This is a genomic window from Amycolatopsis sp. YIM 10 (assembly GCF_009429145.1).
Lineage (GTDB): Bacteria > Actinomycetota > Actinomycetes > Mycobacteriales > Pseudonocardiaceae > Amycolatopsis.
The window spans coordinates 6929447-6951138 of sequence record NZ_CP045480.1; the positions used below are offsets into that span (position 1 = coordinate 6929447).

17 protein-coding genes are annotated in these 21692 nt (G+C 71.2%); 8 read left to right on the plus strand and 9 right to left on the minus strand.

Annotation, left to right across the window (positions count from 1 at the left end; genetic code table 11):
• Positions 1–67: 67 nt before the first annotated feature.
• Together YIM_RS32595 and YIM_RS32600 are read right to left on the minus strand one after the other, a co-directional pair.
• A complete protein-coding gene (locus YIM_RS32595; protein ID WP_228004150.1) occupies positions 68–1015 on the minus strand; it encodes an alpha/beta hydrolase family protein in 948 nt (315 codons plus the stop codon).
• A 202-nt stretch (positions 1016–1217) separates the two neighbouring features.
• Positions 1218–2852 (minus strand): AMP-binding protein, encoded by a 1635-nt coding sequence (locus YIM_RS32600; protein WP_153033971.1) that lies wholly within the window; start codon positions 2850–2852, stop codon positions 1218–1220.
• Positions 2853–2997: 145 nt separating this feature from the next.
• Between YIM_RS32600 and YIM_RS32605 the strand changes: the two genes are divergently transcribed.
• The 8 genes from YIM_RS32605 to YIM_RS32640 all read left to right on the plus strand — a co-directional run bounded on the left by YIM_RS32605 (position 2998) and on the right by YIM_RS32640 (position 13186).
• On the plus strand, positions 2998–3843 hold the full coding sequence (locus tag YIM_RS32605; protein ID WP_194239828.1) for a helix-turn-helix transcriptional regulator: 846 nt from the start codon (positions 2998–3000) through the stop codon (positions 3841–3843).
• Between the two features lie 102 nt (positions 3844–3945).
• The gene (locus tag YIM_RS32610) at positions 3946–4566 is read left to right on the plus strand and encodes a TetR/AcrR family transcriptional regulator (protein ID WP_194239829.1); all 621 of its coding nucleotides are present in this window, start codon (positions 3946–3948) and stop codon (positions 4564–4566) included.
• A gap of 137 nt (positions 4567–4703) precedes the next feature.
• Positions 4704–6587, plus strand: coding sequence for a CocE/NonD family hydrolase (locus YIM_RS32615; protein ID WP_153033973.1), 1884 nt, complete (start codon positions 4704–4706; stop codon positions 6585–6587).
• Positions 6588–6599: 12 nt separating this feature from the next.
• Positions 6600–8147, plus strand: coding sequence for an ABC transporter substrate-binding protein (locus YIM_RS32620; RefSeq protein ID WP_153033974.1), 1548 nt, complete (start codon positions 6600–6602; stop codon positions 8145–8147).
• Positions 8148–8158: 11 nt separating this feature from the next.
• On the plus strand, positions 8159–9511 hold the full coding sequence (locus YIM_RS32625) for a GH1 family beta-glucosidase (RefSeq protein ID WP_153033975.1): 1353 nt from the start codon (positions 8159–8161) through the stop codon (positions 9509–9511).
• Positions 9499–10440 carry an ABC transporter permease gene (locus YIM_RS32630; protein WP_153033976.1) on the plus strand — a complete coding sequence of 314 codons (942 nt, stop codon included), beginning with the start codon at positions 9499–9501 and terminating at the stop codon, positions 10438–10440. The genes YIM_RS32625 and YIM_RS32630 overlap by 13 nt, the downstream gene beginning before the upstream one ends.
• Positions 10437–12356 (plus strand): dipeptide/oligopeptide/nickel ABC transporter permease/ATP-binding protein, encoded by a 1920-nt coding sequence (locus tag YIM_RS32635; protein WP_228004151.1) that lies wholly within the window; start codon positions 10437–10439, stop codon positions 12354–12356. Before YIM_RS32630 ends, YIM_RS32635 begins: the two co-directional genes overlap by 4 nt.
• Positions 12353–13186 (plus strand): ATP-binding cassette domain-containing protein, encoded by an 834-nt coding sequence (locus YIM_RS32640; protein ID WP_153033977.1) that lies wholly within the window; start codon positions 12353–12355, stop codon positions 13184–13186. Before YIM_RS32635 ends, YIM_RS32640 begins: the two co-directional genes overlap by 4 nt.
• Here the strand turns inward: YIM_RS32640 and YIM_RS32645 are convergent.
• From YIM_RS32645 to YIM_RS32675, 7 genes are all read right to left on the minus strand, one after another.
• On the minus strand, positions 13161–14438 hold the full coding sequence (locus YIM_RS32645; RefSeq protein ID WP_153033978.1) for a glycosyltransferase: 1278 nt from the start codon (positions 14436–14438) through the stop codon (positions 13161–13163). The genes YIM_RS32640 and YIM_RS32645 overlap by 26 nt on opposite strands.
• 31 nt (positions 14439–14469) lie before the next feature.
• On the minus strand, positions 14470–15681 hold the full coding sequence (locus YIM_RS32650) for a hypothetical protein (protein ID WP_153033979.1): 1212 nt from the start codon (positions 15679–15681) through the stop codon (positions 14470–14472).
• The gene (locus YIM_RS32655) at positions 15666–17648 is read right to left on the minus strand and encodes a CocE/NonD family hydrolase (protein ID WP_194239830.1); all 1983 of its coding nucleotides are present in this window, start codon (positions 17646–17648) and stop codon (positions 15666–15668) included. Before YIM_RS32655 ends, YIM_RS32650 begins: the two co-directional genes overlap by 16 nt.
• A complete protein-coding gene (locus YIM_RS32660) occupies positions 17645–18655 on the minus strand; it encodes a 3-oxoacyl-ACP synthase III family protein (RefSeq protein WP_153033981.1) in 1011 nt (336 codons plus the stop codon). Before YIM_RS32660 ends, YIM_RS32655 begins: the two co-directional genes overlap by 4 nt.
• Before the next feature lie 58 nt (positions 18656–18713).
• Positions 18714–19499 (minus strand): ABC transporter permease, encoded by a 786-nt coding sequence (locus tag YIM_RS32665; RefSeq protein WP_153033982.1) that lies wholly within the window; start codon positions 19497–19499, stop codon positions 18714–18716.
• Positions 19496–20461 carry an ATP-binding cassette domain-containing protein gene (locus YIM_RS32670; RefSeq protein ID WP_153033983.1) on the minus strand — a complete coding sequence of 322 codons (966 nt, stop codon included), beginning with the start codon at positions 20459–20461 and terminating at the stop codon, positions 19496–19498. Before YIM_RS32670 ends, YIM_RS32665 begins: the two co-directional genes overlap by 4 nt.
• Positions 20462–20579: 118 nt before the next feature.
• Positions 20580–21590: an AraC family transcriptional regulator gene (locus tag YIM_RS32675; RefSeq protein ID WP_194239831.1), complete on the minus strand. Its 1011-nt coding sequence runs from the start codon at positions 21588–21590 to the stop codon at positions 20580–20582.
• Positions 21591–21692: the final 102 nt, after the last annotated feature.

A 21692-nucleotide genomic window follows, 5' to 3' on the forward strand; every position in this document is an offset into this window, starting at 1 on the left:
GATGACCAGGCGCCTGGCCCGCCGACGGCGGGCCAGGGCCAGGACCATCCAGCCAGGACCGAAGGCACTAGAGCCCGACGGCGTTGGTGAGCATGGGCAAAGAGCGGTGCAGTCCCCGCTGCCACCACGGCCACGAATGGGTGCCCGGGCCGTAGAGGTCGGCGGTGACGTCCGCCCCGAGTTGCCGGAGCTTGTCCACGAACGCGGCGCTTTCCTCACCGCACAACGGCTCGATGAGCAGGTCGGGCAGCGTGCCCGGCGGGTCCAGCGGGCCGGGCTTCCCGTTCCCGCAGGCGACGTAGAGCGGCATGCCGGTCAGCGCGGCCGCTTGGTCGAACGGGTTGTGCGCGGCCCAGATGTGCTGGTGGACGAACGGGTCACCCCACAACGCGTACGGGTCGTAACCTTCCTTGACCAGCACGCCGTGGATGAGGCTGGGCCCACGCGGGGACTGGTAGGTGGTGTGCACCAGCCCGCTGTAGGCGGCGGCCGCGCGGAACATGCCCGGATGGCGTGCGGCGTAGGACATCGCACCGAAACCGCCCATGGACAGTCCCGCGATGGCCCGGTCCTTCCCCGCCCCGTAACCGGTCTCCAGGATCGGCACCATTTCCCCGAGGTGGAAGGTTTCCCAGCGTGAGGCGTCGTTCAGGCCGGGCTTCAGCCAATCCGAATAGAACCCGTTGCGGCCCGCGGTCGGCATGACCACCAGCAGGTCGCTGTGCTTGACCAGCGCCGCCACATCGGTCGACCGGGTCCACGACGTGTAGTCGTCACCGGCACCGTGCAGCAGGTAGAGCACGGGCCAGGTCTGCTGCGTGCCGGGCGTCCAGCCCGGCGGGAGCAACAGGCGGACCGCCGCGGTCCCGGTCAGCGCCGGTGACTCGATGACCAGGTCGAGGGTGCGCTCGCCGAGATAGGTCTCGGAGATCACCCGCGCCCCGGTGCCGACCGGGGCAGGGCCGGCGGCGCGTGCCGGCCCCGCGTGCAGCCCGGCGGCCGCCGAGGCGGTCACCGCGGCGGCGCCCAGGACAAAGGCTCGCCGAGATGTCCGAATTCCCCGTGACGGTCCCGCCGGACCTGGATCGGGCTTGCGATTGAGCGGGCGCGACCTAGGCATCGTTGCCTCCTGGCGGTTTTATTCGAACAACGGCGAAACAAGGGGACCGGTGCGGCCGGTGCCGTCCGGGTGCGTGTGTTCGCGAGACGAGCAGGTGTTACGAGCTGCCGTTGCGCAGCCGCTCACGCTCGCGCCGCAGCACGAAGCGCTGGAGCTTGCCGCTGGGTGTCTTCGGCAACGACTCGACGAAGTGGACCTCGCGCGGGTACACGTGCGCGGCGAGCCGGTTCTTCACCAGCAGGCGCAGCTCCTCGCCGAGGTTCTCGTCCGCTTCGACCCCGGTGCGGGGCACGACGTAGGCGACCAGCACCTCACCACGGATCTCGTCCGGCACCCCGATCACCGCGGCCTCGGCCACTTTGCCGTGGTGCTGCAGCACGCTTTCCACTTCCGCCGGGCCGATGCGGTAACCGGCCATCAGGATCACGTCGTCGTCGCGCGAGCCGAACCGGAAATAGCCGTCGGCGTCCTTCGACGCCGTGTCACCGGTCAGGTACCAGCGCCGGTCCGCGGTGAACCGCTCCGCCGTGCGGGCCGGGGCGTCCCGGTAGCCGGTGAACCACATCAGCGGGCTGGCGGCGAGATCGACGGCGAGCCTGCCCGGCTCGCCGGGCGGTGCGATCTCGTCCGCGTCCGGCCGCAGCACGTCGAGGTGCCAGCCGGGTAGCTCGCGTCCCATCGATCCCGCCGGAACATCGGTGCGGAGGCCCGGATGCCACGCGGCGGCGATCGTCATGCCGAGTTCGGTCTGTCCATAGTGGTCCCTGATCGGCACGCCGAGCTCCCGTTCCGCCCAGGCGACCACGTCCGCGCCGAGCGGCTCCCCCGCCGACGAGCAGTGCCGCAGCGCCAGGCCCGCCGGCGCGGGCACACCGCTGTTGCGCAGGGCGCGGTAGACGGTGGGACCCGCGGTGAAATTCGTGACGCCGAAGCCGCCCAGCACCGAATAGGTCTGTTCCGGGGAGAAACCGCCCCGCACCAGCAGACTGCGCCTGCCGAGCGTCATCGGCCCGAGCACGGCGTGGTAGAGACCGTAGGCCCAGCCCGGATCGGCCGCGTTCCAGAACACATCGGACCCGCTGTGGTCGAGGCCGTATTCCTGGTACGACCGAATGGCCGCCAGCGCCCGCAACGGCACCGGGACCCCCTTCGGCGCGCCGGTGGTGCCCGAGGTGAACAGCTCGATGATCGTCCCGTCCCCGCCGACGCGCTCCGGGCCGGCCTGGGGCGGGGCGGTGAGCAGTTCGCGGAGTTCGAACACCTCGCCGGAGCCACTGCCGACGCCGGTGCTGACGATCCGCCTGCCGGGATCGGCGGGCAGCTCCGCGCTCGGCCGGAGCTTGGCCAGCTGTCCCGGCTCGGTCAGCACCACCTTGGTGCCGGTGATCCGGACGGCGATCGCGCCGGGGCCGAACGCGGTGAACAGCGGCACGTGGACCGCGCCGAGCCGCCAGACGGCCAGCACCGAGACGACGAGTTCGGCGGACTTGCCCATCAGCGTGGCCACCCGGTCCCCACGCCCGACCCCGAGTGCGGCGAGCCCGGTCGCCAGCCGGGCGGACCGGTCGCGCAGTTCGCCGAAGGTGTGGTCGTGGCTGGTCAGGTCCGGCTCGACCACGGTGAACGCGATCGCGTCCGCCGGGTGGGTGTCGCACAGCGCCTCGGCCGTGCCGGCGTCCGGCCGGTCGTAGGCGGCAACCAGGCCGGTGGTGTGCTGCCGTGGACTCGTCATCGGGACTCCAGGTTGGCCGGTACGCGAATGGTGCTCGATGCGTGATTTCCGACGTATCGTTGAGCAAATAGTCCCCAAGCACAGATCAACGGGCTACCCCCGGTTGAGGGTAGGGGCAGCGACCCGCCCTTTTTGGGAGGCGGAAATGGACCGGCAAACGGCGGCGGACGATCGCCCGCAGATCCAGCGGACACTGACCCGATTGCGTGATGCGACCGAACTGCCGCTGGCCTTCGGCGGCGGGATCAACGCGAACCGGCAGGTGTGGCTGACCCAGTTCGCCGGTTCGACCACGGGCGCGCTGCGCGGGGTGGCGCTCGACCTCGGCCTCGGCCTCGGTGGCCGGGTCGCCGCGCTGCGGCGGCCGATGGTGGTCGACGACTACGCCGGTGCCACCGGGATCAGCCACCACTACGACCACATCATCGCCGCCGAGGGACTGCACGCGATGGTGGCCGTGCCGGTGCTGGTCGGGCGGACCGTGCGCGGTGTCCTCTATGGCGCGCAACGCAACGGGCTGCCGCTGGGCGACAGGGTGATCCAAGCCGCGCTGGAGTCGGCGCGGGATCTGGAGCAGAGCCTGGCCGTGCGCGACGAGATCACGCGCCGCCTCGACTGGCTCGGCGAGCACGCGGTGACCGCGCCCGTGACACCCCAGTGGGAACTGGTGCGCGAGGCCTATGCCGAACTCCGCGTGCTGGCGAACGACGTGCGCCAGCACGCTGTCCGCGAACGCATCGAGGACGTGTGCCGGAAGCTCTCCCCCGCCGCCGGGACCGGTTCGCCGGACACCGCGCCGGCGCTGTCCGCCAGGGAACTCGACGTGCTCGCGTGCGTCGCGCTGGGCTGGACCAACGCGCAGGTGGCCGCCGATCTCGACATCAAGCTGGAGACGGTGAAGAGCTATCTGCGCAGCGTCATGCGAAAACTGGCCGCCCATTCCCGGCTGGAGGCGGTGGTGACCGCGCGCCGATATGGCCTGCTGCCCTGACCGAATCGGCCGTGAGGTTCTTGTTACCGATTCTGGGTACCGAAGATGGTACCGTCGTACCCTTGTCAGTTTGCACGTGATCGATATGCGAAGCTACCCACCATGAGCATGAAGCCACCGTGGATGACGCCTCCGGGAGCACGCGGAACGAAGACTCGCCGGCTGCCGGAGGCGCGCCGGGAGGAGTTGATCGAGCGACTGGAAGGACTCATCCTCGCCGAAGGCTTCGCCCGGCTCACGGTGGACGACCTCGCAGCACGGCTGGCCTGTTCGAAGTCGACCCTGTACGCGGTCGCGTCGAGCAAGGAGCAACTGGTGGTGGCCGCCGTCCGGCGGTTCTTCCGCGACGTGACCACGCGGGTCGAGAACAAGGCGGGCGCGATCGGCGATCCGGCCCAGCGGATCGCGGCGTACCTGTCCGGCCTCGGCGCGGAGTTGCAGCGGATGTCGCCGGAGTGCCACGCGGACATGGTCAGCACCCCGGCGACCGCGGAGCTGTACGCGAAGAACTCGCTCGCCGCGGCGCACTGGGTCCGTGAGTCCATTCAGGACGGTGTGGCGATCGGTGGTTTCCGCGCGGCCAACGCCGAATTCGTCGGCGCGGCGGTGAGCCTGCTCATCGACGGGATCCAGCACGGCGAACTGCTCGACCGCGCGGGACTGTCCGCCGGAGCGGCCTACGCGGAGCTGAGTGATCTCGTGTTGTCCGCATTGGCGAAATAGGACGGCGAAAAAGGACCCAGAAGGGCTTGCGACAGCGCCGCGCGCGTGCCTATGGTACCGACGCTGGTACCGAAGTACTTGATTTAGTACCCAACCGGACTCGGGCCGCCCATTCACGGGCACCTGCGGAGGCGACGATGCCCGTACGTGAGGAAGCAGACCGGCGGTTCGAGGTCACGGTGCACCGTGACCTCCGGATCCCCGTCGGCGAACGTGATCTGACGCTCTCGGCCGATTTGTTCCTGCCCGCCGGCACCGGACCGGTACCGGTGCTGATCACCGTGCTGCCGTACCGCCGGGACGTGGCCGCGATGAACGGCTCGCCGCTGGAGCGGTGGTTCGCCGCGCACGGTTACGCGGCGCTGCTGGTCGACATGCTCGGCACCGGTTCGTCCGACGGCACGCAGCGGCCGCCGTTCGACCCGGACGAGGTCGACGACGCGCTCGCCGCACTCGACTGGGCCATCCGGCAACCGTGGTGCGACAGCACGGCGGGCATGTGGGGCGGCTCGTACGGGGCGATGACGGCGATGCGCACGGCGGGACGGCGGCCGGCCGGATTGCGGGCGATCATCGCCGTGCAGGGCACGATGGATCCCGAACGGGACTTCGTCCACCCGGGAGGAGCGCGCGGCGCCTTCTCCCCGCTCGGTTCCTGGGGGCTGGGCACGCTGTTCAGCCAGCTGCTGCCGCCGCTGGACGACTTCGCCGACACCGCCGAGCAGGCGCGATGGCGACGGCGGCTGACTGCTCCGCCGTACCTGCTCGACCTTCACCGCCGCGGGCCAGGGGATCCCGCATGGGCGGCACGCGGGATCGACACCTCGGCCATCGAGGTGCCCGCGCTGTGCGTCGCGGGCTGGCGCGACCTGTTCGTCGACGGCATGATCCGGGCCTACGAGGGGATGCGCGGTCCCAAGCGACTCGTGGCCGGTCCGTGGATGCACGTCATGCCGCACGAGTGCCCGACCACGCCGATCGACTTCCCCGGCCTGGCACTGTCCTGGTGGGACAGGTGGTTGCGCGACATTCCCTCCACCGACGCCGAAACGCCATCGGTCAGCGTGCACGTGCAGGGGCGGCGGCCCCGCTGGATCAGCACCGGGCAGTGGCCGCCACGCGGTACCGAGCTGGTGGACAACCTGTCCACTTGGGACAGAGTCGGCCCCGGGGAACCCGATCCGGCGGTCGGCCTGCTCAGCGGTCTCTGGTCGACCCCGGCCGGGGCGTTCGGACTTCCGCTCGACCAGCACGACGACGACACCGGCAGCCTGTGCTACACCTCGCCGCCGCTGACCGAGCCGCTGCTGATCAGCGGCCGCGTGCTGGTCGAGCTGGAATCGCCGTGGCCGCGGGTGTCGGTCAAGCTGACCGAGGTCGACCACGCGCAGCGGTCCATCATGGTCTGCGCCGGGCTGCTGACCCTGGGCGCGGACGGCGCCGGGACGGCCGAGATCGGGCTCACGCCGACCACCTACGAGATCCCCGCCGGCCACCGGCTGCGCCTGGCCATCGCGCCCGGCGACTTCCCGCGGGTCTGGCCGAAGTCACCGGACACCCCGGAGTGGCCGGTGGTGACCGCGCTGACCCTGCCCCTGCTGTCCACAACGGACACCAACGAGATCAGCTATCCGTTACCGGAGAACGACACCGGGGAACTGGCCGCCGAGCCCGCACTCCAGGTGGCCGGCACCGAGCAGGCGGTGTGGGAGATCACCACCGATCTGCTCAACGACAGCGTTTCGCTGCGCCTCGCCAGTGAGAACACGGCCGAGCCCGGCAACAACACCCACCGGCGCAAGCACCAGTTGCGGGTCAAGCAATTGATGGTCGCCACCGCCCGGCGCGCCGAACCGGAGGACTCGACCGTCTCCGGCAACATCACCGCGACGATCGAGATCGAAACCGGCGAGCAGGTCACCGTGGACGCCACCGTGACCGCCACCCCCACCGGTTTCGACGCCACGGGCCGGGTCACCCTCGACGGGGAACCCCTCACCGACCGCCGCTGGCACGGTTGAGGGCGGGCAACCATGAGCGCAGTGCCCCCGCTCCTGTCCAGACGCGCGTTCCACACCGCCGGACTGCTGTTCACCGCGGGCTTCCTGACCGGCGGGTGCGGTGGCGGCCCGGACACGGGCAGCACCCGGTCCGGCGAACTCCGGGTCGGCCAGAGCACGCCGCCGGTCAGCCTCGATCCGGCCAAGGCCGGCGGGGAATCCTTGCTGTTCACCAACGCCGCGTACGAACCGCTGATCAATCGAGCCCCTGATGGCAGCTACCAGCCTGCGCTGGCCCTGTCGTGGCGTTATCTCGGCAGTGGCAACACCTCCTTCGAGATCGTGCTCCGGCCACAGACGCGGTTCAGTGACGGCACCCCGGTCGACGCGGAGGCGGTCAAGGCGAACATCCAGTACTTCCGCGACGCCGCCGGCCAGGCGTCGGCCTTCCTGGCGGCGATCTCCTCGGTGGAGGTGGTCGACGAGCTGACCGTGCGGCTGGCACTGGCCGAACCGCACCCCCAGCTGCCCGCGGTGTTCACCCAGGACCTGTTCGCGGGCAGCCTGATCAGCCCGGCAGGCATCGCACGGGCGGCGGATCTGCCCGCGCTGACCTTCGGCGCCGGTCCCTACCAGCTGGTACCCGGCGAGACGGTCGCCGGCGATCACTACACCTACGCGCGGAACCCCGGGTACTGGAACCCGGCGGCGGTCCACTACGACAAGGTCACCATCAAGGTGCTGCCCAACGAGAACACCGCGCTGGCCGCGATCAGGACCGGCCAGGTGGACGTCATCACCGGCACCTACGCGATCGTCGACGGCGCGAAGTCGGCGGGCCTGCGGGTGGCGTCCAGCCCCAACCTGGTGATGGGCCTCCAGCTCAACGACCGCGCGGGTACGCTGAGCCCGCCGCTGGGCGACGTCCGGGTCCGGCAGGCGCTCAACTTCGCGGTCGACCGCGCGAAGATCACCAAGGCGCTGCTCGGGGAATACGGCGTGCCCACCGAGCAACCGGCCGCGCCGGGCGGGGACGGCTACAACGAAACCAGCTTCTACTCCCACGATCCGTTGCGCGCCAAGCAGTTGCTTGCCGAAGCCGGGTATCCGGCCGGCTTCGCCCTGCCGGTGCTGATCCCGTCGAATTCGGCGTCCACCGCGGACCTCGTGCAAGCCGTCGCGGCCGACCTCGACCGGATCGGGGTCAAGGTGGAGATCACCGCCAAGGAACCCACCGCGGCGAACATGGAACTGACCAGGTACCCGGCCTCCATCATGGGCTGGGGTGTGCTGCCGGTGTACTTCATGGGCCGGGGGTTGTGGCTGCGCGACGCGATCGGGCTGAATCCCTTCCACAGCACCGATCCGCTGCTCGAAGACCTCGACCGGCAGGCAGCCGGGGCCGACGAGGCCGCCAGAGCGGAGCTCGACCGGCAGATCGTCCGGCGGGTGGTGGAACTCGGCTGGTTCATCCCGGTCTGTCTCAGCCCGGTCTTCCTGTTCTCCCGCGCCGGGGTCAGCGTCGGCGACACGCCGGGACAGGCGTTGCCCAGCTTGACCTCCTGGCGTCCGGCCGACTGAAAGAGGAGCACATGGCTGCCGAAGCACAACGCTTCCCGGCGGAGTTCCGCTGGGGTGCGGCCACCGCCGCCTACCAGATCGAAGGTGCCTGGGACGCCGACGGCAAGGGCGCGTCGGTGTGGGACACGCTGGCCCACCGCCACGGCGGTTTCGCCGGTGGCTCCACCGGCGACGTGGCCTGCGACCACTACCACCGGCTGGACGAGGACCTGGACCTGATGGGACGCCTCGGCCTGACCAGCTACCGGTTCTCGGTGTCCTGGCCGCGGGTCCAGCCGGACGGCCGGGCCGCCTGGAACCAGGCCGGGCTGGACTTCTACCAGCGGCTGGTCGACGGCTTGCTGTTCCGCGGCATCGAGCCCGTGCTCACCCTGTACCACTGGGACCACCCCCAGGCGGTGGAAGACCGGGGCGGCTGGCTGAACCGGGCGATGGCCGGGTGGTTCGCCGACTACGCGGAGGGCATGGGCAGGCGGTTCGGCGACCGGGTGGCGCAGTGGATCACGGTGAACGAGCCGCTGTCGGTGATGCTGGCCAGCGCGCTCGGCTCGTCCCGCCCGGACGGGCCGCTGGGCGAAGACAGCCTGGTGGTGGCACACCACCTGCTCCTCGCGCACGGCCTCGCGGTACGGGGGCTGCGCGGCGCCGGGGTGCGCGGGCAGATCGGGATCGCGCTCAACCTGGCCGGTGTCGAGCCCGCCGGCGACCGGCCCGCCGACCTCACGGCCACCGCTCGTGCCGAGGCGCACGAAGAACGGCTGTTCCTCGATCCCCTGCTGACCGGCCGCTATCCGCTGTTCGACGGCCGCCCGGTGGTGGAGTGCTCGGCAGCCGACCGCGACCTCATCACCACGCCGATCGACTTCCTCGGCGTGAACTGGTACGCACCGGCCAGGATCGCCGCCGGGCCGACAGGGCTGTTCGGCTACGCGCGTGCCGATTTTCCCGGTGCGGAGCAGAACATGCTCGGCTGGCCGGTGCTGCCGGACCGGTTCGGCGTACTCCTGCGGTGGCTGGCGGCGAACTACCCGCGGCTGCCCCCGGTGCACATCACCGAAAACGGCCTGCCCCTGCCCGACGCGGTCGAACACGGCGCGGTGCGGGACCCACTGCGCATCGACTACCTCAGCCGGTGCCTCGCCCAGATCCGCGAGGCGATGGACGCGGGCATGGACATCCGCGGCTACCACGTCTGGTCGCTGCTGGACAATCTCGAATGGAACTTCGGCTACGAGCCACGATTCGGCCTGATCCACGTCGACTACGACACGCTGGCCCGCACGCCGAAGGACTCCTACTACTGGTACCGCGACTTCATCGCGGCCCAGCGCCGTCAGCCGAAAGAGCCGGCATGGCACGGCTGATCGGACGGCGGCTGCTCATCTCGGCCGTCCTCGTGCTCGTCATCTCCCTGCTGACCTTCCTGCTGCAGTCCGCCGCGCCGGGAGACGCCGCGCGCACCATCCTCGGCGACCGCTACACCCCGGAGGCGTACGCGAAACTGCGCGAGCAACTCGGCCTCGACGAGCCGGTGCTCGTGCGGTACTGGGATTGGCTCGGCAACGCGGTGCGCGGCGACCTCGGTTCGTCGCCGATCAGCGGCCTCTCGGTGGCCGAAGAGGTGGGCAACCGGCTGCCGGTCACCCTCTCGCTGATCCTGTGCGCCACCACGGCGACCGCATTGCTCGGCGTGGCGCTCGGTGTGCTCAGCGCGGTCCGCGGCGGCAGGCTGGGCCGGCTGGTGGACGTGCTCTCGCTGCTCGGCTACGCGCTGCCGAACTTCTGGCTCGCGCTGATCCTGGTCACGCTGTTCGCGGTGACCGTGCAGCTGCTGCCCGCCACCGGGTATGTGCCCGCCTCGGTCTCCACCGGGGACTGGGCCCGCAGCCTGGTGCTCCCGGTGATCACCCTGGCGCTGCCGGGCACCGCGGTGTTCGCGAAGCAGACGCGGGACGCCATGCTCGAAGCGCTCTCGCGGGACTTCGTCAGCGCTCTGCGCGCCAACGGGGCCAGCGAAGCCTCGATCGTTTTCCGGCACGCGCTGCGCAACGCCGCGATCCCGGTGCTCACCCTGGTCGGGCTGACCTTCATCGGCCTGCTCAGCGGCACGGTTTTTGTCGAGGCCGTGTTCGCCATGCCGGGACTCGGCGGGCTCGCGGTGCAGGCCACCACCCAGCGCGACCTGGTGATGATCCAAGGGGTGGTGGTGGTGTTCACGCTGGTCGTGGTGGTGGTCAACCTGGTGGTGGACCTGGCCTACGGCTGGCTCAACCCCAAGGTGCGCGTGCCGTGACCGTCGTTCCGGAGCAGGTGCTCGACACCGCCGCCGTGCCGGGCCGGGCCGGTGCGCCGAAGCTGTGGCGGACCGTGCTGCGGCGGCCGATCGCCGCCGTGTCCGCCGGTTATCTGCTCGCGCTCGTGCTCGCTTCGGTGCTGGCGCCCGTGCTGGCCCCGTACGGACCGGCGGCCACCGATCTGGACCAGGTGCTGGCCGGCCCGACCACGGCCCACCCGCTGGGCACCGACAGCCTCGGCCGGGACGTGCTCACCCGGCTGATGTACGGCGGCCAGGTCAGCCTGCTCAACGCCGCGGTCGTGGTGCTCACCGTGCTCCTGGTCGGGGTGAGCACCGGGGTGGCCGCGGGTTACCTCGACGGCTGGCTCGACCGGGTGGCCACCTGGGTGCTGGACATGATGCTGGCGATCCCGGTGATCGTGACGCTGCTGGCCGTGCTCGCGGCCGTCGACGGCAGGCAGCTCATCGGCATGGTCGCGCTCGGCGTGCTGGTCTCCCCCGGCCTGGCCAGGGTGGTCCGGGGGGCCACGCTCGCCGTGCGGGAGGAGCTGTACATCGCCGCGGCCAGGGTGAGCGGGCTGCCGAACCGGCACATCGTCGTCAAGCACGTGCTGCCGAGGGTGTCGGGGCCGATCATCGTGCAGATCTCGCTGCTCGCCGGTGGCGCGCTGCTCATCGACGCGGGCCTGAGCTATCTCGGGTTCGGCGCGCAGCCGCCGACGGCCACCTGGGGAAACACCATCGCCGAGGCCGCCGCCGTGATCGACCGGCAGCCGTGGCTGCTCATCCCGCCCGGCGTCGCGCTCGGACTGGCCATTCTCGCGTTCGGCCTGCTCGGCGACACCGTGCGCGACGCGACCGCGGCCCGGAGCGGGCGCACCCCGGCGCGGGTCCGGCCGCCCCGCGAGGTCCGGCCGCCGTGGCCCGGTCCCGCACCCCGATCCTTGCTGTCCATTCAGGACGTTTCGATCACGCTTGCCCCGGACACGGTCGTCGCCGAACGGCTGGACCTGCGGATCGACGCGGGGGAAACGGTCGGCCTGATCGGGGAATCCGGCTGCGGCAAGTCGATCACCGCACGCGCCGTGCTGGGCCTGCTCCCCGTCGGCGCGCGGGTCAGCGCCGGGAACATCTTCTTCGACGGCACCGAATTGACCCGGCTCGGCCAGCGCGAGACGCGCCGGTTGCGCGGGTCGAGGATCGCGCTGGTCTCCCAGGAACCCGTCTCCGGTCTCGACCCGGTGTACACCGCGGGCAGGCAGCTCGGTGAGCTGGTGCGGCGCCACCACGGCGGTTCCCGCCGCGCGGTACGGACGCATTCGCTCGACCTGCTGCGGTCGGTGGACTTCCCGGACCCGCGAGCGGTGGCCGACCGCTATCCCCACGAGCTCTCCGGCGGGATGGCGCAGCGAGTCGCGATCGCCATGGCGCTCGCCGGGGCGCCGGACCTGCTCATCGCCGACGAGCCGACCACCGCACTGGACGTCACCGTGCAGGCCGAGGTGCTCGGCCTGCTCCGCGGCCTCCAGGCCGAGCACGGCATGGCGATCCTGCTGATCAGCCACGACTGGGGCGTGGTGGCCGCGATGTGCCACCGCGCGTACGTCATGTACGCCGGGCACTTCGTCGAGTCGGGTGAGGTGGCCGAACTGTTCGACCGGCCGCGACACCCCTACACCGCGGGCCTGCTCGGTGCGGTGACCCGCCGAACCCGGCCGGGAGAGCGGCTGGCCACGATTCCCGGCATGGTGCCCGAGCCCGCGGCCTGGCCGCGGGGCTGCCACTTCGCCCCGCGCTGCCGGCTCGCCACGCCCGAGTGCTCGGCAGCGCCCGTCCCGATGCTCGAACCGAGCGCCGGGCACCACACCAGGTGCGTCCACCACACGAAGCTCGGCGGAAGAGGCTCAGCATGACCGGACGGTTGCTCGAGGTCAGCGGGCTCCGGGTGGAATACCGCGGACGTGGCCGGAATCCGGGCGTGGTGGCGGTCGACGGCGTGGACCTGTGGCTCGACCGGAGTGAGACGCTCGGCCTCGTCGGTGAGTCCGGCTCGGGGAAATCGACCATCGGCAACGCGATCCTCGGACTCGTACGGCCCGCCGCCGGGCGAATCCTGTTCGGTGGCAACGACATCACCCACGCCACACCCCGGCAGCGGCGCCGGCTCGGCCCGCGCGTTCAGGCCGTGTTCCAGGATCCGTACGGCTCGCTCAACCCGTCGCGCACGATCGGCCGGACACTGGCCGAACCGCTGCGGGTGGTGCGCGGGCTCGGCCGGAAGGAGGCCGACGCCCGGGTCGCCGACGTGCTCGCGCGCGCGGGTGTGCCACCGGACGCCGCCGGTCGTTACCCGGCGGCGTTCTCCGGCGGCCAGCGCCAGCGCATCGCGATCGCCCGCGCGCTCGTGCTGGAACCGGACCTGGTGGTGTGCGACGAACCGACCAGCGCGCTCGACCTCTCCGTGCAGGCGCAGCTGCTCAACCTGCTGCTGGACCTGCAACGGCAGCTCGGCCTGAGCTACCTGTTCATCTCCCACGACATCGACGTGGTCCGGCACATGTCACACCGCGCCGCCGTGCTGCGCGATGGCCGGATCGTCGAACAGGGACCGGTGGCCGAGGTCATCGACCACCCCGGCCACGCTTACACCCGCGCGCTGCTCGCGGCCGTGCCGGTGCCGGATCCGCGCCGGGCCGCGATCCACCCGCGAGCACCGGTCAGGTCACCGACTCCAGGACCTTGACCGCCTCGCGCACCCCGTCCTCCGCGCGGACCCAGTGGCCCAGTTCCCTTGCCCTCGCGGTGAACGCGCGGTTGTGCACGGCCTCGTGGATCGCGGTGGCCAGGCCGCGCGAGGTCAGGTGGCGCAGTGGCCGCGGCGGTGGCGCCACGCCGATCTCGTGCAGTCGCCGCCCGAAGTACGGCTGGTCGAACATGAACGGGCAGACCACCTGGGGACGGCCGGCTGCCAGCGCCGCCCCGGCCGTGCCGGCCCCACCGTGATGCACGACGGCCGCCATCCGGGGGAACAGCCAGTCGTGCGGAGCGTGCTCGAGGTGGAACACGCGCTCGTCGGAGCCGCCGGGCCGGATCCCGCCCCGGCCGACGGCCACCACCGCGCGCACCTTCGCCAGCCGGACGGCTTCGGCCACGATCCGCCCGGTCCTGGCGGGATCGCTGCCCACCATGCTGCCGAACCCGAGATACACCGGCGGTTCTCCCACCGCGAGGAACTCGGCCAGTGGCCGCGGCGGCGTCCAGTCCGATGCCGCCGGGAGGAAGAAGAACCCCGTGGTGTGCACCGAATCCGGATAACGCACCGGGGACGGCAGCACGTACCGGCTGAACGCCTGCAACGTCGGCGCGGACGAGCCGTCGGGGCGGCGGAACACGTCCTGGGCGAACCGGCGGCGCGGCAGGCCGAGTCGTTCCGTCCGCCAGTTCGCCGTGCCCCCGGTGAACCCGCGGACGAACAGCTTCGTGGACAGGTAGGACGCGCGGTTGAGGAACCGGGGTGGCCGGAACGGCAGGATCGGGTCGGCGAAGGTGGCCGTGGGCACCCAGAACGGCTGCAGGCAGACCGGTACCGCGGGCACCCCGAGCTTCTCCGCGATCGCCTGGCCCGGCACGTTGACCTGGTGCACCACCAGGTCGATGTCCCCGGCCGTGGCCAGGTCCCCGGTCAGCACCGCGAGGTCTTCGAACACCTTCGCCATCGCGGCCCGGTTCTGCCGCAGGAAAGCCAGGCCGAGCTTCTTCCCGCGCAGCCCGCGGAAGTTCGTTTCCACCGCCTCCCAGGCGTTCCGGTCGTGCACCAGGTTGTTGGTCCCGTCGTCCAGCGGGTGGACGTGGTCGCAGTGGGGCCGGGCGACCGAAACCGAGGACACCGGGCCGGCCAGCACCACCTCGTGCCCGGCCTCGCGCAGGCCCATCGCCAGCGCGACGAACGGCCGGACGTCACCGTGACTGCCGTGCGTGATGAGCAGGATCTTCACCGGGCGGTTCCCTTCCCTGTCGTTTGTCCACTCAGGACGAAGCGCCGACGATGAGCAGCTGGTCGTGGATCTCGCGGGTGAGCCGGTCCACCTCGACCCGGTCGAAGAACTTGGCGGTGAGCACGTAGAGCACGGTCAGCCTGCCGCCGAAGGTGGAGACGTAGTAACCGGGGAACAGCGTGTTGCCGACCGTGTTCAGCACCTGGAAGTCGGTGATCGACAGGCCGGCCGGCTCGGGGAACCGGTTGATCACGCCCAGGTTGCTGACCAGCGCGTAGGACAGGTTGCGGCCGAGGTGGCAGTCCGGCGGGGTGGTACTGCGCACCCCTTCGGCCGCGGCCAGGATGTCGTCCATCTGCGCCTTGATCGCCCGGCCGATCGTCACCGGGCTCATCCGCGTGGACACCTCGACCTCGGCCACGTAGGAGAGCATGTAGTTCGTGGTCTCCAGGTCACCCACCGGCGGCTCCACCCGGCCGCGGAAGTCCACCGGGGAAACGCAGTACATCCGCGCGGGATCCGGGCCACCGGCGAGCGCCCGCTGGGCGAGCAGGATCGCGCCGCAGACCACGCCGTGCACGGTGGTGCCGTACCGGCGGGCGGCCAGTTTCAGCCAGCTCGTCTGCCCCTCGTCGAGATCGATCCGGCCGCTGAAGAGCTCACCGGGCCCGTCGGGGGCGAGCGCGGACCGCTCGGCCGAGTGGAACAGGCGCCGGTCGTACGGGATCAGGCCCAGCCGCTGGTGGAACAGTTCGGCGGGCGGTGACGGCAACCGGTCCCCCGGCGGCAAGCGCAGTTCGGCCTCGCTGCCCTCGGCGACCGCCGCGAACACCCGCAGCAGTTCGCGGAACATGCCCAGCCAGGCGTTCGCGTCGGTGATCGAATGATCCATGCGCAGCGCCAGGAATCCGTGCTTCTCACCGCGGGCGACCACCAGGTCGGCGACGGCCCGGTGCGCGTCCCACGGCAGTCCGGCGATCTTCGCCAGCACGCCCGGCTCGTCCGCCAGCACCCGCAGGGCGGGCTGGTGGTCGCGCGGGACGCACAGCGCCGGTTCGTGGTCGCCGCCGCGAATCCTGGCCCGCAGCACGGGATAGGCGGCGCAGAGCAGCTGGAACGCCCGTTCCAGCCGGTCGGTGTCCAGCTCGCCGTCGTACTCGGCCGCCATGATGACAACGCGGTCGAGATGGGCCAGCTCCAGGAAGTTGAGCGGACGCTCCAAAGTGGTCAATTCAGTTTCCATTCCCTTGAGAAGAACGGATTCCCGTTCAGGAGTACCTCGGCGCGGACGGTGGCGTCGGCGTCGTTCATCTCGATGGCGGCCCGCACCGCGACGTGGTCGCCGTCGGTGGTCCGCACGGTCTTGACCCCGGAGGCCGTCATCCGCGCGCCCGCCGCGTCGTGCTCGCTGACCCCGAAGTCGATTCGCGTCGCCATGGTCAGCGAGCCGCGGGCCCCGTCGATCTGGTCGACCCGGTCCTGCTTCGCCAGTGACATCCGCATCGAGCCGGTGAGTTCGTCACGGGCGAGTTCCCAGCGGTTCTCCCCGGCGTCCGCGCGTGAACCGGGTTTCCGCGAGGCCGGCATGACCACCTCGTGGAAGGTGTCCGGCGCGCAGACGGGCAACCGCACGGTGGTCACCGCGTTCCCGGCCGGACCGGTCAGGTCACCGAACGCGCGCGCCACGCGGACGACGAGCCTGCCCGGCGCGGCGGGCCAGTGCCGCGGGACGTCCGATTCCGCGAGCACCAGCCGGATCCGGTGCCCCGCGGCCAGGCGGTAGAACGTCGGATCGAGGCGGACCGGTACCACCCGCGGGGCCGCCGGATCGTCCGGCGGGAACTCACCGAGGTCGACCGCGCCCATCGACACGAGCATCGAGCGGCCTTCCGGATCGACGTCGGTCAGCTTGACCACACAACGAGCCGCGGTCGTTCCGGGGTCCAGCACCAGGTTCACCTCGGGGCGGCCGGCCAGGACGGCGGACCTCGGCAGCGCGGAACCGGTGAACGACAGCGCCCTGCTGTCGTCCTCGTGCTGGTCCAGCGGATAGCCGAACTTGTCGATGGGGTGCTTGGTCAGCCCGCTCAGCGCGCCCACCGTCGGATCGCCTTCGCGGCTGACGGTCGCCACCGACGGGGCCGCCCCCGCCGGGCACGACCGGAGCAGGCGGCCGGGGCCCGCCGCGGCGAAGACCTGTTCCGTGTTCCCGGTGGGCGGCCATCGCGCCGAGCGCATCCAGCCGCCCGCCGGCCCCTGCAGGAAGACCGTGACCGACTCCGCCGGTTCACGCCGGGAAGGCTCGCCGTGCAGCCAGGTGTCCCACCACCGGCAGGCCATCGCGATCGACGGCACGGGTTCGACCGCGGACGCGTCGGGGAACGAGTGCAGCCACGGGCCGACCAGCAGCCGCTTCGGTGCGTCGATCCGCTGGTAGGCGTCGATCATCGAGTCGCAGAACAGATCGCGCCAGCCGGCCACGCAGAACGCGGGCACGTTGATCCGCCCCGGATCGAACCGCCGCCGCGTCCACACCTCGTGGCCGGGTGGGTGCCGCCACGAATCCACGAACCACGGCTCGAACCGCTCCAGCCGTTCCTTCCACAGGGTTTCGTACTTCTCCCGGTCGTGCGCGCGGATCGGCGGCAGCAGGGAGCAGAAGATGTTGTACAGGCTCAGGTGCCCGAACATCCCGATGCCGCCGCGGAGGCCGGCGGGGTGCACGAGATCCCGCTCGGCGTCGGTCCAGCCCATCACCGGGAAGATGGCCCGCAACGGCGCGGGCCGCCTGCTGGCCACCGCGAGCGTGGTCATGCCGCCGTGCGAGAGCCCCCACATGCCGACGCTGCCGGTGCACCACGGTTGCGCGGCGGCCCACTCCACCACCGCGACCCCGTCGTCGACCTCACCGGGACTCAGGATCGGCCGGGGAACGCCCTCGGAACCGCCGATCCCGAAGCAGTCCACGTAGAGCACGGCGTACCCGCGTTCGGCGAAGTAACGCAGGTACCGCCGGGCGGCCAGGCCGCCGATGCCGTCCTTCCGCCCGGTGTGCAGGGTGACCAGCGCCGGCACCCGGTGCACGGTCTCCGGCAGGTACAGGTCACCACCGAGGGTCAGTCCCGGCACGCTCGACGGGATGCGCACGTCCTCGTGGAAGTCGACCCGGTGCCGGGCGGGCCGTCCGCCACCGTGCTGCGCGAACCTCACCGGAGCCCACCCGCTCTCCGGCGCGGCGCCCACCGCAGCGCGGCGCCGCCCCAGCTCATACCGCCCCCGAAGGCGACGAGCAGCACGGCGTCGTCCTCCTCGACGCGACCGGCGCGCACCGCGTCGTCGAGGGTGATCGGCACCGAGGCCGCGCCGGTGTTGCCGTACCGGCCGACGGTCAGGTGCATCTGCCCCGGCCGCAGGTCCAGCGCCTCGGCCAGATCCTTCAGCATCATGCCGTTGGCCTGGTGGGGCACGATGAGATCGATCTCCGGCAGGGTGAGATCGGCCGACTTCGCCACGTCGGCCATCAGGTCCGGCAGCACGCGGGCGGCGAGTTCCCTGACCTGTCTGCCGTACATGGTGAAGTAGTGCTGCCCTTCGGCGATCGACTGCGCGGTGATCGGGCGGCGACTGCCACCATCGGGGATCCGGACCAGCTCGGCCTGCGTGCCGTCGGAGCTGAGCGTGCTGGCCAGCCAGCCGCGCCCGTTGCCGCGTTTGCCCAGCACGACCGCGCCGGCGCCGTCACCGAAGAGCACGCAGGTGTGCCGGTCCCGGTAGTTCAGGATGCGCGAGTAGGTGTCGGCGCCGATCACGAGTGCGTTGCGCGGCAAGGGATCCGCGGTGATCATGGCGTGCGCGGTGACCAGGGCGTAGATGAACCCGGTGCACACCGAGTCGACGTCGAAGGCGGCCGCGCGGACCGCGCCGAGATTGGCCTGCACCGCACAGGCCGTGGCGGGGATCGGCTGATCGGGGGTCGAGGTGGCGACGATCAGCAGATCCACGTCCGCCGCCGTCAGCCCGGCCGCTTCGAGCGCGCTCTGCGCCGCCCGCGTGGCCAGGTCCGAGGTCGCTTCCTCCGGTGCGGCGACCCGGCGCTCGGTGATGCGGGTCTTGTCGTAGATCCACTGTTCGCCGACGCCGAGGCGCTTGCCGAGTTCCGCGCTGGTGAGCACCGTTTCCGGGAGGTAGGACCCGGTGCCGAGAATGGCGGTGGTCATGGTGGTGGTGTCCTTCCGTGTGCCGCGAAAGAGCGGGAGGTGGGGCCGCGGGCCGGGGTCACTCCGCGCGCCGGCGGTAGGCGCGCATGGCCAGCGGGAAGAACACGGCGACGATGCCGGTGAGCCAGGCGAGCGTGCCCAGCAGCGGGGAGAGCACGGGACCACCGGTCAGCAGGCCGCGCAGGGTGTTCGCGAGCAGGCTCACCGGGTTGAGCCCGGACCACGCCCGCAACCAGTCCGGCAGGCTCGCGTCGGGCACGAACACGTTGCTGCCGAACACCAGCGGCAGGTACAACGCGGTGACCACGCCCGGCACGGACTCGGGGCCGCGCGAGAGCATGCCGATGAACACCGCGATCCAGCAGAAGCAGAAACCGGTGAGCACCAGCAGCCCGGCGGCGGCCAGCACCGCGAGCGGTCCGGTCTGCACCCGGAAACCCATGACCACACCGGTGACGAGCAGTACCGCGAAGGCGAGCAGGTACCGCACCACGTCGGCGAGCACGGTCCCGGCCAGTGGCGCGGCCCTGGCGATCGGCAGGCTGCGGAACCGGTCGAACACCCCGGTGCGGACGTCCGCGTTCAGCCCGGCACCGGCGGACATGCTGGCCAGCACCACGCTCGGCGCCAGCAGCCCCGGTACCAGCACCTGCAGGTAGGCCTGGGTACCGCCGCTGATCGCGCCGCCGAACAGCAGGCCGAACATGACCAGGAACAGCACCGGCTGCACGGTCACGTCGACCAGGTTCTCCGGGTTGTGGGCGATCTTGAGCAGCCGCCGCCTGCCGAGCACGAGCCAGTGCCGCGCCGCGCCCGCCGGGCGGACGGTTCCGATGGCGGTCATGCCGGGCTTTCCTCCCGTTCCGGTACCCCCGCGGGTTTTCCCGTCAGCGCCAGGAAAACCTCGTCGAGGCTGGGCAGGCGCAGGGCGATCTCGGCCGCGGTGATCCCGGCCCGGTCCAGCATGCGGACCAAAGTGGCCAGTTGCATCGGGTCCGCGACCGGCGCGGTGAGCACCCCGGTGTCGGGATCCTCGGCCGGCGGGCTCCCGGTGATCCCGGCCAGGATGCCCGCCACCGTGCTCAGGTCCGCGAGCTGCGTCGGGCGGACCCGGAGGGACTGCCCGCCCACCCGGCGCTTGAGGTCGTCGGCGTGCCCCGCGGCGACCACCCGGCCGTGGTCGATGACGGTCAGCTGGTCGGTGAGCCGGTCGGCCTCCTCCAGGTACTGCGTGGTGAGCAGCACCGTGGTCCCCTCGGCCGCCAGCCCGCGCACCATGCGCCAGACCTCGTTGCGCGCGTGCGGATCCAGCCCGGTGGTGGGTTCGTCGAGGAACAGCACCCGCGGCCGCCCGACCAGGCTGGCCGCCAGGTCGAGCCGCCGGCGCAGGCCACCCGAGTAGGTCCTGGCCACCCGTCCGGCGGCGGGCTCCAGCTCGAACCGCTCCAGCAGCTCGGCCGCCCGCGCCCTGGCCGTCGCGCCGGACATGCCGAGCAGGCGTCCGACGAGCACCAGGTTCTGCGTTCCGGTCAGATCGTCGTCCACCGACGCGTACTGGCCGGTGAGCCCGATCAGCTCGCGCACCCGCCCGGGAGCCCACCGGACGTCGTGGCCGCAGACGAACGCCTGACCCGCGTCCGGCCGGGACAGCGTCGCCAGTATCCGGACCGCCGTCGTTTTGCCCGCCCCGTTCGGGCCCAGCACACCGGCCACCTCGCCGTGCGGCACGGACAGGTGGATCCCCGCCAGTGCCGTGGTTTTGCCGAAACGCTTGACCAGGCCTTCCGCCCGGATCGCCACCGACATTTCTCTCCTCATCCGGCATTCGACCGGCGATGATTACCGGAGTCTTTTTTGCTGACAATGTCCATCGTGCTGGAATTCGCACCCGCCGCACAATCCGAAAAACGAAAGCGCCGATCCGTCAATCGACGAAGGGCAGGAACGCGTGCGGTTGTTCGTACCGGCGGCGCAGCGTCTCGGACGGCTTTTCACCGAAGCGCTCCTGGTACCGGGCGGCGAAATGCCCCGTGTGCAGGAAGCCCCATTCCGCGGCCACCTCGGTCACCGTCACCGCGTCGGGCTGGGCCGCCCGCAACTGGTCACGCACGCGCCGGAGCCGCACCTCCCGGAGGTACTCCATCGGGCTCATCTCGAGGTGCTTGCGGAACCCCAGTTGCAGAGACCGTTCGCCGACATCGGCTTCGCGAGCCAGGCTCGCGGTGGTGTGCGCGTACTTGGGCTGGCTTTCGATCCACTCGAGCGCGATCCCGACCGCCCGCGAGGGTGCCGCCGGAACCTCGCCGCGCAGCATGCTGCTGTAGTTGCTGCCGTGGCCCACCAGCAACGCGCTCATCAGCGTCCATTCGAACCTGTGTGCCACCAGCGGGTTCTCGATCAGGGAATCGGCGTGCTCCAGTTCGGAGACGAGCAGTTCGAGCCCGCGGAACCAGCTCCGCCCATACCCCCGGCCGACGTCCATCGCGGGCGTGAACCGCAGCGGTTCCCGCAGTGGCGCGCCGAGCAGATCGCTCAGGCGGGCCTCGAGCGGCTCACGCTCGATCCGCACGACCAGCTGCGTGCAGTCCGACGACCAGAGCATCCGCATCGGATCCGCCGGTGACACCACCGAAGCCGTGCCCCGAGCGGAAAGGACCTGGTCGCCGCCTAGGCGGACGCTCGCCCGGCCGGACAGCGGGATCTGCACGGCGAAGAACGTCTCCAGTGGACTCGTGTCGATGCGGACGTCGGCGCCGTAACCGATGAAGCTCACCGACACGTCGCGCACACGCGCGTGGTGGATCCGCGCGTCGAGCGCGGCGCCGCCGAGCAGGTCGAGCCGGTGCGGCCGGAACAGCCTGCCCGCCACCTCACGCATGTCGTCGAGATCGGTGGACCGCAGCAAAGCGTGGCGTTCAAGCGGCAACTGCGGCATGGGGCTCTCCCGTCGGCAGAATGGTTCTACTTTCAAATAAGGCGCCCCATCGCGTCTCGCCGCCATTCTGCTCAGGTCATCCCTTGCCCGCCTCCACCGGAC